The sequence below is a fragment of the Bradyrhizobium sp. CCBAU 051011 genome, assembly GCF_009930815.1.
Lineage (GTDB): Bacteria > Pseudomonadota > Alphaproteobacteria > Rhizobiales > Xanthobacteraceae > Bradyrhizobium.
Genome location: NZ_CP022222.1, coordinates 7,610,242 through 7,621,734, shown reverse-complemented (window position 1 = coordinate 7,621,734; position 11,493 = coordinate 7,610,242). Strand labels below are relative to the sequence as shown.

The following is an 11,493-nucleotide window of genomic DNA, read 5'->3' as shown; positions in this document are numbered from 1 at the left end:
ATGAACTCTCAGTCTCTCACGGTGTCGAGTGGTAGTATCATGAAGGTTGTCACCTTCAACGTTAAGTACAGCCCGAACCTCGGTGATGGGGTGATTGCCGAATGCCTCGAAGCCGAGCTTGGGCGGCGGCTACCCGATGTCAGCATTGAAGCTCTAGATCTTGCCGGACGCACCGATCGCGACAGTCCGGCGAGGTCCGGCGGTCGTGTCCTTGCCTTGAAAGCATTGCAGATGACGCCCGCGATCCTGCGCGACGTGTTGGTCGAGGCAATCCTTCGCCTTCAGATGAGGAGGAAATGCCGACCGGTCTGGCGCGAAGCGCTCTGCGATGCCGATCTCGCGATTGTCGGTGGTGGCCAGCTAATCCAGGACGGCGACCTCAATTTCCCGGTCAAGCTGTCGATTGTAGCGGCTGAGTGCAAGCGCAACAATGTTCCGATCGCCTTGTTTGGCCTAGGTGTCGCCGAAAGCCGGTCCAGACGAGGTGCAGGACTGATCTCGTCACTGTTACATGCTGACCAACTGGTGTTCGCAGGTGCGCGCGACGGGGACTCTGCGAAACGGCTACGCCAGCGTCGCGTGAAGGGCGTCGTCGTGACGCCGGATCCCGGCCTGATGGCTTCTCAGGTGTGGCCATCAATTGTGCGGCGACAGCGCAAACGCCCTGTCATTGGCGTCGGGATAACCCATCCGGTTATTTTGCAACATCACGGGGAGGGACAGTCCGATGATACGATCATCATGGGGCTCTATCGAAGCCTGATAAGGCGACTGCTGGCTTCAGGATACGACGTAACCTGTTTCTCGAACGGAGCTCGGGAAGACCGGACTTGCCTAGACCGTGTCGTTGATTCATTCCGTGATGACGATGGGCTGACGCGCGCGCCGGACTGTAGGAGTCCCCGGGAACTCGCGGAACTGGTCGGAAGCTTCGATGCAGTTATCGCCCACCGGCTGCACGCGTGCATCCTTGCTTACTCCTACCGCGTGGCGCACGTCGGCTTGAGTTGGGACTCAAAGCTAGCGGCGTTCTTCGCAAATGTCGGGCGGAGCCGGTACCTGGTGGAGTTCAGCGCTGACGCTGTGCAGACAATGCCGGAGCTCTTGGCCGCTGCGCGGGCCGAGACGATCTGTGATGTCCAACATAAGCGTGTACTCGCATTAACGGGGGCATCGATCGATAGTTTGGTGCGGCTGCTCAAGGGGGAGACTCGGCCAAAGCTGATCGAGCATTCCGAACGGGCCTTGAATGCAATGCCTCTCAGCAAGGTTCGCGCATGACAGTCGAACTGATCGGCATTGGGACTGTTTTGGTGGGCCTCTGGGCGTTGTGGCAGGGCCCGATCGCCGCATTCTGGGTGATGGCCCTGGCTACCCTGCTGGGGGCGGCGGCCGCCTTCAAGGTTCCAGCGCTGGGCGACGCAAGCGTCCCACCGGTTCTGGTAGTCGCCATCTTTCTTGCGATAACGGTCGGACTGCGACCACACCTGCGTACTGCAGCGCTCGAGAGTCTTGCGCCGCCGGGTCCCGGTTTCTGGATCCTGTTGTTCACGATCTACGCCGTTGCAACCGCATTCTTTATGCCCCGGCTGTTTCAGGGCCTGACCTACGCCTACTCGCTCGCGCGAAACGACGCCGACGTTGGGATCGTCAGTCTGCCCTTGAAACCTCGAGCCGCCAATGCGACGCAGGCCTTCTATCTCATCGCGGATCTCGGCTGCTTCATGAGCACCTGGGCCCTTATGGTCCGGGATCAGGCCAAGGGCATCACAAACGCGTTGATCGTGTGTGCGGTGGTTTTGCTCGCGTCGGCCGTCGCCGACGTCGCCACACATTATACCGACACGGGATTCCTGCTCTCCTGGCTCCGCAATGCCAACTACCGGATGCTCGAGTCCGGGGAAATCGGCGGATTCAAACGCATCGTCGGCACATTCACCGAAGCCGGCGCCTTCGGCTACGCGGCGCTCGGCTTGCACGCATTTACCCTGAGCCTCTGGCTGTACGGGTTCCGCACTCGCATCACCGGATCGCTCGCGCTGCTTCTCGCGCTATCGCTGTTGTTATCGACTTCGACGACGGCCTATGGATCCTTGGCGATGTTCTCGTCGCTCATGGTGATCGGTGCGCTTGTGAAGCTCGCCAATGGACAGGCCACCGGCAGGGACTGCAGCTATCTTTTTATCGTCTCGATGATCCCGTTCTTGCTGTTAGTGGTCATCTTGTTCGTGCCTTCGGTCTGGTCGGCTGTTACGGGCCTGTACGAGTCCGCCATTTCCAACAAGCTGGCAAGTCAGTCCGGGATTGAGCGCATGCGCTGGAATTACTTCGCGCTACAGAATTTTTGGGACACTTCGGGTTTCGGCGCCGGGCTCGGGAGTGTCCGGGCGTCGAGCTTTGTGGTCGCCTTGCTCGCCAATACTGGCGTTCTCGGCCTGCTCCTGTTCGTCGTGACCCTGGCGTCGGTGTTCGCGATGGGAAAGCCGATTTCTTTTGTGGACGTTGTCGGGCGTGCAGGCCTGAACGCATGCCTTGCTCTCTTTGGCTCCGCCTGCATATCGGCCGGTAGCGTCGATCTTGGGTTTCTCTTTTTCATCTTTTTTGCGCTTGCCGCCAGCGGGCGACAATTGCGTGAGCGTGCGGCTCCGGCGTTGGTGAAAAAGCAATCCGTTGGTTGGCGCGCGTCATTTCACGCTGCAGGGACGTAGTTCATGATACAGCCGCACTATCCGGAATCGAATGACAAAGTGTTCGGTGTCTGGGACATTGCCGCCTTTCTCCTGGAGAACCGCAAAACGATTGCTGTTTTCATCGCAGGGACCGTCTCTGCCGCCGTGGTCTATCTTCTGCTGGCGACGCCGATATTCGTGGCAACGACCAGCGTCCTCATCGACCCCAACCGGGGGGCGGAACTATTCAATGCAGCGCCGATGCCTGCGACGATGACGTCGGATCAGTCGCGCGTTGAGAGCCAGATGGAGGTAATCAAGTCCGACCGGGTCGCCAATTCGGTTATCTCACGGCTGAAACTTGAGCAGCGGCAGGAGTTCGCGACCGGACCTTCGCTCGTTCAAACCCTCTTAGCGCGGATTACTCCGACTTCGACGGCGTCCGCAGCAGGGGAGGCGGGTCCCCCAGATACGACGCAGTTTCGTGAAGTTGCGTCGCGCTTTGCTGGCAAACTGTCAACGAAACGAATCGGGCAGTCTTTAGTCATAGAGATTTCCTTCTCGTCCGCCGATCCAAACTCGTCTGCAGAGATCGCCAATGAAATCGCTGAGTCTTTCATCAGAACGATAGTCGAGGCCAAGTCAAAGCTCGCGGAGGAGCAGGGCAAGTGGCTCTCGGGGCGATTGGAGACCCTGCAGCAGCAGGCGTTCGAGGCGGCGCGCAGGGTTAACCGCTTCCGCTCTGTCGGCGACTCCCTTTCCAGCCAGGACGCCCGAGCAAAGCTCGAAGAACTCGAGAGCATCGCGACCAGCTATCGCAGGATGTACGATGATTTCCAGCGCCAATACAACGAGACGCTGCAGCGCATCAGCTATCCGGACGCTGACGTGAGAATCATTTCTCGGGCGTCGGCCCCGCTGGGCAAGAGCAGCCCGCGCACCACGCTCGTTCTTGCATTCGCGGTTATTCTGGGAGGATTGAGCGGTACGGCGTTTGCGGCGGTACGCCTCACTGGCGATCGTACCGTTCGCTCCCTAACGCAGCTCAGCACGACTGTCGGAGTAACCCCCCTTGGCGCGATCAATGATCTTTCAGAAGCGAGCATTTGGCGGGAGGGGAAGCTGCGGTGGTTCAGCAGGAACGCGACGACCCAAGACGTTGCGGGTACCTTGAGCAGGATTGCGGCCGGCCGCCTCAGCACTTCGGTGAAGATCGATCTTCGAAGGATAAGAACAACTATCGCGTCGTTAACGGCGAATCCGGATGTCTTATGCATCGGCGTGATTGCGTGTTGCGAAGGGGAGGGGTCGACGACGGTTGCGACATGCCTGGCCAATGAATACACCCGAAGCGGCGCACGGACCATTCTGGTCGATAGCTGCGCTGACAGCCGGACATTGAGTCAGGAACTGGTCGCCAGAACGGCGACAAAAACGCAGCCGGATGGACGACAGGAGTCCGAGCAAGCGGTCGAGCCTGGCGCTCTTGCACTGGCATTGTTGCCGTCTACCGAAAGTTACCTCCAGCCGAGCGAAACCAATCGGCTCCTGACAGAACGGACGGCGGAAGTACTCACGGAATCCCGGCTGGAGTTCGAACGGATCATCGTCGATCTGCCAGCGCTGCTGTCGTCGGATCATTGGAAGCTGCTCATTCCCTACGTCGACCAGGTGATCATCGTAGTCGACTTCGGGAAAACGACGGTCGACCAGACAAGAGACGGCCTGATCGAACTCAATCTTGCAGGCGGCAAGGTGCTCGGTGCCGTTCTCAACCGCGTGCCCGCAATTGCTCGGAAGACCTGGTCATGACGATCGCCGGGCAGAGAGAGAGGTAGTGATGACCGTTAGCGCATTTGTCGAACCTTCAGCAACTCCTGTGTTGTCGGCCATTCGAAGTCGTCCCCGGCTCAAGGCGGTGATGAAAAGGTACCTCGAAGCGATTGGCTATGACACGACTGACTGGGTGCGTGTGGCAATGTATCGACATGCGTTCGAGTTTATCGCACGGCTGGGACCGGAGCGACTTCGTGTTTTGGAGGTGTCGGCCGGCTCGCAATGGAAAAGCAGGTTTGCCTTCGAGTCGTTTACGGGCACGAGCTATCCGGCGTTTGATATCTGCAAGGACGCCCTGCCGGATCAGTTTGATCTGGTGATCGCCGATCAGGTCTTTGAGCATTTGAAGTGGCCGGCCCGTGCTGCTCGCAATGTACATGCGATGGTGCGGCCAGGCGGCCACTTCCTCATCGCCACGCCGTTTCTGGTTCGCTATCACCCATCGCCGATCGATTGTAACCGGTGGACGTCCGAGGGGCTTTCCTGCCTCTTGCAGGAGGCAGGGTTTCCCGAAGCTGGGATCCAGACCTTCGCCTGGGGCAATCGTTCGTGCCTCAAGGCGAACCTGTCCGCATGGCGCAAGCGCGGTTTCTTCGGCTCACTGCGCAACGAGCCGGATGTTCCCATCATGGTGTGGGCATACGCCAGGAAGCCGCTCGGACCTGCGGAGGCGGCTGGATGAATGGCACAAGCGCCAATTGGTCGGAAGAACGCGCGCAGCATCCGCCGCTCAGGATTGTCGTGGGTATTGCAACGTCGGGTCGCCCGCTCATTCTTGCGCGGCTGCTGGAGCGCTTGCGCGTGCAGACGCGTAGTGCCGATGCTGTCATTGTTTGCGGCCCGTCTCCAGCCGACATATCAGGGATCGATTCAGGGCATCCGGGACTTCGCTGCATCACCAGTGATCGGGGCCTGACGATACAGCGTAATGCGATCCTCAGGGCGTGCGCAGCCTTTGACGTCGTGGTCTTCCTCGACGACGATTTCGTGCCTTGTCCCGGTTATCTTCAGACTGTCGAACGGATCTTTAAGAGCAGGCCCGATGTTGTCGTTGGCACCGGACATGTTGTCGCCGACGGCATTCGTGGTCCCGGGCTCGCCTTCGAGGATGCGCTCAAGACGCTGCAGCGAGACGGTGAGGCGGAGCCAACGCTGGAGATTGAGGACGTCTATAACGCCTACGGCTGCAACATGGCGATACGCATCGACGTGGTGCGCGCGAGGGGGCTGGAGTTTGACGAGATCCTGCCACTCTACGGCTGGCTGGAGGATGTCGACTTCAGCCGTCGCATGGCGGCATATGGCCGGATTGTGAAGATCAGTGCTGCGCGCGGCGTACACCTCGGCGTGAAGTCCAGCCGTCAATCGGGTCGCCGGCTTGGCTACTCGCAGGTCTCCAACCCGCTCTATCTGGTTCGCAAGGGCACCTGCTCGAGCAGCAAGGCGCTGAAGCTCATGAGCCGCAACATCGTGGCCAACGTCGCCAAGACGTTTCGCCCGGAGCCCTACATCGATCGCGCGGGTCGACTGAAAGGGAACATTCGTGCGCTGCTCGACCTGCTGGCCGGCCGCCTGTCACCGAAACGCGTTTTGAGTTTGTGAGATACATGTATGTTGCAGGTGGTTGACCACTTTCGTCCGGCATCCGGGTCGCTAAAAGCGCGGCCAGTGCCGGATCGTGTCGTCATCATCAACGATGTATCCCAAGTGCGTGGAGGCGCCACGAATGTGGCGTTGCATTCCGCGGAATTGCTGGATGGCAGTGGCATTCCGGTTACTTACTTCACTGGCGACGATGGCTTGCACTCCGAGCCCCGGCTGCGCAATGCAGATGTCGTGGCTGTTGGCGGTGAGCATATCCTCCGAAAGGCATTGCCGCGCGCGGCACTGGACGGGCTGTACAACGTCTCGGCCGAACAAAAAATGGCCGCCTGGATTGCCACCAACGATACGCTGGGCACGATCTATCATCTGCATGGCTGGTCGAAGGTACTATCACCTTCGGTTTTCCATGCGCTGCGTCCAGTTGCAAAGCGCCTGATCGTCAATGCTCATGACTTCTTCTTGGTTTGTCCGAACGGCGGCTATTTCAACTTCCGCAACGAAAGTCCCTGCGCGCTGCGGCCGATGAGCGCGTCGTGCCTGCTCAGCTCGTGCGATCGACGCAACTATACCCACAAGCTCTGGCGATCTGTCCGACAGGAAATTCGTCGCGCAGTCTTCGACTTAGCGTCGGGTGCCAAAGTTCTAGCGGTTCATGAAGGCATGCTGCCGCATCTCGAACGCGGTGGAATTCCGCGGGCGAAGCTTGCGACGCTGCGCAACCCGGTTACGCCGTGGCACCCGCGACGCATCGAAGCCGAGCGAAACAAGGTGTTCCTGTTCGTTGGCAGGCTCGAGGAGGACAAGGGTGTCGACCTTCTTCTCGCGGCAGCCCGCGACGCGAACGTGCCCGTTCGTGTGATAGGTAGCGGTCCGCTCGAGGGCAAGCTTGCCGGGATCTATCCGGACGTGGAGTTCACCGGGTGGAAGAGCGCAAATGACATGCACGCACTCGCCCGCGATGCCAGGGCCCTGGTCATGCCGAGCCGCTACCGTGAGCCGTTCGGCCTGGTGGCATTCGAGGCGCTCGCGAGTGGTCTTCCGGTCGTCGTCTCCAGTTTTGCGATGATCGCCGACGAACTATCGGAGGTCGGAGCAGGCATATCCTGCGATCCTTACGATCGGGGTGCTTTCAGCAAAGCTCTGTCGATCCTGGCATCCAACGACGAGCTGACTGCTTCGATGAGCGGTCTGGCGTACGCCAACGCCGCGCGCTTCTCGCTAAGCCCGAGCGAGTGGGCGCAACGACTTGTTTCGCACTATAGCGACGCCCTGCAGGAGGCCGCAGCGCGATGAACAAGCTTGCTGCGATCCAGATCCTGCGTGCCGTTGCGGCGCTCCTGGTCCTTGTTTCTCATGCAATCTTGCGGCAAGCCCAATGGGCCCCGACCGATCCGTTGACCAGTCAGATCGCGATTCACATCGGCATCCTTGGCGTCTGGATCTTCTTCATCATCAGCGGCTTCATCATGTCGTACACGTACTACGACAACTTTGCTCGTCCCGGCGCCGCGAGGCAGTTCATCGCCAGCCGCATCATCCGGATCGTTCCGATCTATTGGTTGGCCACCGCGCTTGAAGTTGCGCTGCGCCTTCATCACGGCGCCGGGCTCGACGCCCACAAGCTGATCTGCTCGCTGTTTTTCATTCCGGTTGCGGTCGAGCCAGGTCCGATGGCGGCGATGCGTCCGACGCTCGGCGTAGGCTGGACATTGAATTACGAGATGATGTTCTACGCGGCTTTTGCCTCGGTGCTGTTGCTGTCGCGCAGGAAGGGATTGGCGGCGTTGATTGCTCTGATGGCAGGAGTTGTTTTGACCGGAACGCTCTTCAAGCCGATTGCCGATACGCGCTCCCCCACGAGCCTGATCACGTTCTATTCCGATCCTATCATCCTGCTGTTCGGTGTCGGCGTCTTGATCGGAGTCGCCGCTCGCTGGCTCAAGATCGCGCATACCGCTCGCAGTCACGCGACCCTCTTGATCGCGCTGGCCGCGTTTCTCGCTGTTGATGTCACGTTGTTTGCAGTCTTCGTTCGCACTTATCCCGCTGACGTTGAGTGGATCGCTGCTTTCTGGGTTATCAGTGCGATTTGTGTCGTCCTTTGTGTCACGGTGCGGATAGACGACACGCGATGGCTCACCCAAAGACTCGTGCAGGTGGGAGATGCATCGTACAGCCTCTATCTGTTCCATTTCTTTGCGATCATTGCCGCGGAGAAGCTTTGGTGGTGGTTCTTCGGGAAAAGCGAATCATGGATGTTCGTCCCCGTGTCTGCCGTCGCGGCTATCCTGGCAGCTATCGCGATCCATTATTTCGTCGAGCAGCCGATCGGCAAGCGATTGCGACGCGTCAGTGCATTGTTCAATAAGCGTCGATTTGTTGGATCGAAAGCCGTTTCGATGGGCGGGAGGCCTAGTGAGGTGACTGCAGCCTGGAATGGAGCTGCATTGCCATTGAAGCCGTCGCGTCCAGAGTTGTCATCCGGCACGCCCTTCCACGCCGACATGGTCCACAGAAGGAGACGCTAGTCATGCAGCACGCAACGTGGAATGCCATCGAATCCTCTTCTGTCGCGATGAGCGTTTACCGCTCCTATCGGAGGCTGCTTCCGTCGTCAGCCAGGGCCCTGCTGCGCTGGCTTGCGATGCCCCGCTGGAATGCGGCCGCAGCCCTGGTCCGTCATCGCGCGGCTAACACGGTGCTGTCCGGCCCGTTTACGGGAATGCAACTGAGCTTGACCCCGGTCTCAAGCCGGAATCTGCTCGGTTATCTTCTCGGCACGCAGGAGCTGGAGCTGCATGACGTTGTGCGCCAGGTGATTGCGCGCGGCTATCCGCGCATCATCAACGTCGGTGCGGCTGATGGATACTACGCCATCGGATTCTTGCGACAGATGCCAAGGACGAGCGTTACAGCCTTCGAGGGTGCCCTGGAGCATCATGCCGGCCTGCTGCGGGCGGCTGTTCTGAACGACGTTTGCGCCCGGTTGACGCTCAGGGGCTTCTGCCGTCCGGATGACCTCGGGGCCGAACTCGCCGAACTCCCCGGTCCGACCCTAGTGCTTGCCGATATCGAAGGCGGAGAGCTTGACATGCTGGACCTCGTCAAGGTCCCACGCTTGTCCTATGCCGACATCCTGGTGGAGACGCATGATGCGTTCGTGCCCAACTGCACCGAAAAGTTGAAGGCGCGATTTTCGGAAACGCACAATGTTGAGCAGATTGTCGCGCGGCCACGTTCGCTTGCAGACCTGCCCGCTGCGATCATCCCCGAGCTTTCGAAGTTCATGCCGCGCACCGCTGTCGAACTCATGAACGAGCGGCGCACTGGAACGCAGATGTGGCTCTATCTCACCGCTAAACGGCAGCCGGAAGTCGAGGCTGTTGGAGTTGTAGAGAGATCGAATTCGGACAGAGGCGGCTCGTGAGCATTCTACTGGCCAGCGGCACATCATACCTTCCCCACGTCGTCGGTGGTCTGGAAGTCAATACCCATGAGCTCGCGCTCGAACTGAACCGTCGCGGAGTCAAGACGTCCGTCTTGTCGCGGTTGCCGTTACGGCGCGTGGATGGCGCATTGCGAGCCGCCGCCAACTTTCTTCGCGGGACCGACGTGTGCGTGGACCGGCAGCTTGGCTACGATGTCTACCGATCGCGCAAGCCTTGGGACAGTCTTGATGGGCTGCCTCTCCCTCGTCTGGTCGTGGTTCAGAACGGGAAGATGGTTGAGATCGCCGAGGCGTTCGTCCGCCGCGGCGTGCCGGCGATCGCCTATCTGCACGGGCTCGAATTTGAAATGGGCCGCCGGCGTTGGACCGCCACCAGCGGAGGTCTTCCTTTTTGCGCCTATATTGCCAACTCGGAATTTACTGCGGGACGGTTCCGCGAACGGTTCGGGATTCATGCCTGCGTGATTCCGCCTGTGTTTCGGGCCGAGCGCTATCGCTTGGCTGGTGATCGTCGCTACGTCACTTTCATCAATCCGGTGGCCGAGAAGGGCGTCGATGTCGCCCTCGCGATTGCCGAGCAGTGTCCGGACATTCGATTCCGCTTCGTCAAGGGGTGGCCCCTGAGAATGCGGCAGGCCGCGCTGCTCAAGGGGCGTATCCGCAGGCTGGCCAACGTCGAACTTGTCGAGCGCAACGACGACATGTCGCCGATCTACGCCTCGACACGTGTGTTGCTTGTGCCGAGCCAATGGGAGGCGGAGACCTGGGGCCGCGTCGTTTCAGAGGCACAGTTCAGCGGAATTCCCGTGCTGGCGAGCGATCGCGGCGCATTGCCGGAGACGGTCGGTGCAGGCGGGGCCATCATCAAGTATGACGCGCCTGCCTGCACCTGGGCCACCGAGTTGAGACGGATGTGGTGCGACGATCTGTACTACCAGCAGCTACAGCAGGCAGCGCTGGCGCATTCGCGCCGCCCGGAACTCGACTTCAAGCAGCAGATTGATGCCTTTCTGGCAGTTGCCACGAGGATTGCGGCATGACTGCCTCAACGCTTCTGCCACGCTCGGACATAGTCGACGTACATGTAGGACGGGCTTGGTGCCTCGTCGATGGGCCATCCGGCGCCAAGCCCAAGATCGATCAGCATGTACATCGGCTGATGATGTTCGGCAGGCGTCGGCACGCTCCCCACCTCACGACGATCGAAATAGAAACGCGTCCACTCGCCGTCGATCTTTACACCATAGGTGTGGAAGTCTGCGTAAAGGGAATTCGGCGGCACCGCGACGAACTTGTGCGTCGTGCGGGAGTTTTTCGGCACCTTGCGATCCCACACATGAACCGAAGCGGTGTAACGCGCGGGCATATGGCCGTAGTGCTCGACCACGTCGACCTCGGACGTATGAGTAGAGCGATCGAGGCCGATCAGCCAGAAGGCGGGCCAAAGGCCCTTGCCCGCCGGAAACCTGGCTCGCATTTCGAAGTACCCGAACTGCTGCGCAAAGCCTTTGCCCTCCCGATCGACAGACGCCAGAAGCCCGCCGCGCCACTTACCATCCACGCCCTTGGCGGCTTCGATGCGGAGCTGGCCGTCCTGCGTAGTGAATGGAAAGCCCGGCTTCGGATCGGCGAAGGCCGCGCTCCCAAAGTCGCCGTTCCACGGCGTGTGGGCGATCCAGCGCGTTCCCGGTCCCCACGCGGACACGTCCAACGTGTCAAAATCCTCGCTGAAGGTTTGTATGAGATCCGAAAGATCGAGTTCGTCGCCGGTATCGGCGCGCCCGAGCGTTGGAAGTCCAGCCAGTACAAGAAGCAGCAAAAGAACTCGCGTAACCATGTCAACGCCTCATACCCTGAAGGAGAAGGCCTCCGACCCGAAAGAACCATAGCGATGCATGATGGCGATGTCATGCATGGCAAAAATCCGAGGCCCGA

10 protein-coding genes are annotated in these 11,493 nt (G+C 60.0%); 9 read left to right on the top strand and 1 reads right to left on the bottom strand.

Annotation, left to right across the window (positions count from 1 at the left end):
- Positions 1 to 39 precede the first annotated feature (39 nt).
- From ACH79_RS35990 to ACH79_RS35950, 9 genes are read left to right on the top strand one after another with little or no spacing between them, the layout of a single operon-like run.
- Positions 40 to 1,281 (top strand): polysaccharide pyruvyl transferase family protein, encoded by a 1,242-nt coding sequence (locus ACH79_RS35990; RefSeq protein WP_161855167.1) that lies wholly within the window; start codon positions 40 to 42, stop codon positions 1,279 to 1,281.
- Complete coding sequence (locus ACH79_RS35985) at positions 1,278 to 2,708, top strand: hypothetical protein (RefSeq protein WP_161855166.1); 1,431 nt, start codon at positions 1,278 to 1,280, stop codon at positions 2,706 to 2,708. The genes ACH79_RS35990 and ACH79_RS35985 overlap by 4 nt, the downstream gene beginning before the upstream one ends.
- A 3-nt stretch (positions 2,709 to 2,711) precedes the next feature.
- Positions 2,712 to 4,481 (top strand): Wzz/FepE/Etk N-terminal domain-containing protein, encoded by a 1,770-nt coding sequence (locus ACH79_RS35980; protein WP_161855165.1) that lies wholly within the window; start codon positions 2,712 to 2,714, stop codon positions 4,479 to 4,481.
- A gap of 28 nt (positions 4,482 to 4,509) precedes the next feature.
- Entirely contained in the window at positions 4,510 to 5,187 is a 678-nt protein-coding gene (locus ACH79_RS35975; RefSeq protein WP_161855164.1) for a methyltransferase domain-containing protein, read from the top strand.
- Between the two features lie 59 nt (positions 5,188 to 5,246).
- Positions 5,247 to 6,107 carry a glycosyltransferase family 2 protein gene (locus ACH79_RS35970; protein WP_246738262.1) on the top strand — a complete coding sequence of 287 codons (861 nt, stop codon included), beginning with the start codon at positions 5,247 to 5,249 and terminating at the stop codon, positions 6,105 to 6,107.
- Positions 6,108 to 6,116: 9 nt separating this feature from the next.
- Positions 6,117 to 7,403 (top strand): glycosyltransferase family 4 protein, encoded by a 1,287-nt coding sequence (locus ACH79_RS35965; RefSeq protein ID WP_161855163.1) that lies wholly within the window; start codon positions 6,117 to 6,119, stop codon positions 7,401 to 7,403.
- Positions 7,400 to 8,638, top strand: a complete 1,239-nt coding sequence (locus ACH79_RS35960) for an acyltransferase (protein ID WP_161855162.1) — start codon at positions 7,400 to 7,402, stop codon at positions 8,636 to 8,638. The genes ACH79_RS35965 and ACH79_RS35960 overlap by 4 nt, the downstream gene beginning before the upstream one ends.
- 2 nt (positions 8,639 to 8,640) lie before the next feature.
- Complete coding sequence (locus ACH79_RS35955) at positions 8,641 to 9,537, top strand: hypothetical protein (protein ID WP_161855161.1); 897 nt, start codon at positions 8,641 to 8,643, stop codon at positions 9,535 to 9,537.
- Positions 9,534 to 10,598, top strand: a complete 1,065-nt coding sequence (locus ACH79_RS35950; protein WP_161855160.1) for a glycosyltransferase — start codon at positions 9,534 to 9,536, stop codon at positions 10,596 to 10,598. Before ACH79_RS35955 ends, ACH79_RS35950 begins: the two co-directional genes overlap by 4 nt.
- 5 nt (positions 10,599 to 10,603) lie before the next feature.
- On the opposite strand, the gene ACH79_RS35945 is transcribed toward ACH79_RS35950, so the two are convergent.
- Complete coding sequence (locus ACH79_RS35945) at positions 10,604 to 11,395, bottom strand: glycoside hydrolase family 16 protein (RefSeq protein ID WP_161855159.1); 792 nt, start codon at positions 11,393 to 11,395, stop codon at positions 10,604 to 10,606.
- Positions 11,396 to 11,493: the final 98 nt, after the last annotated feature.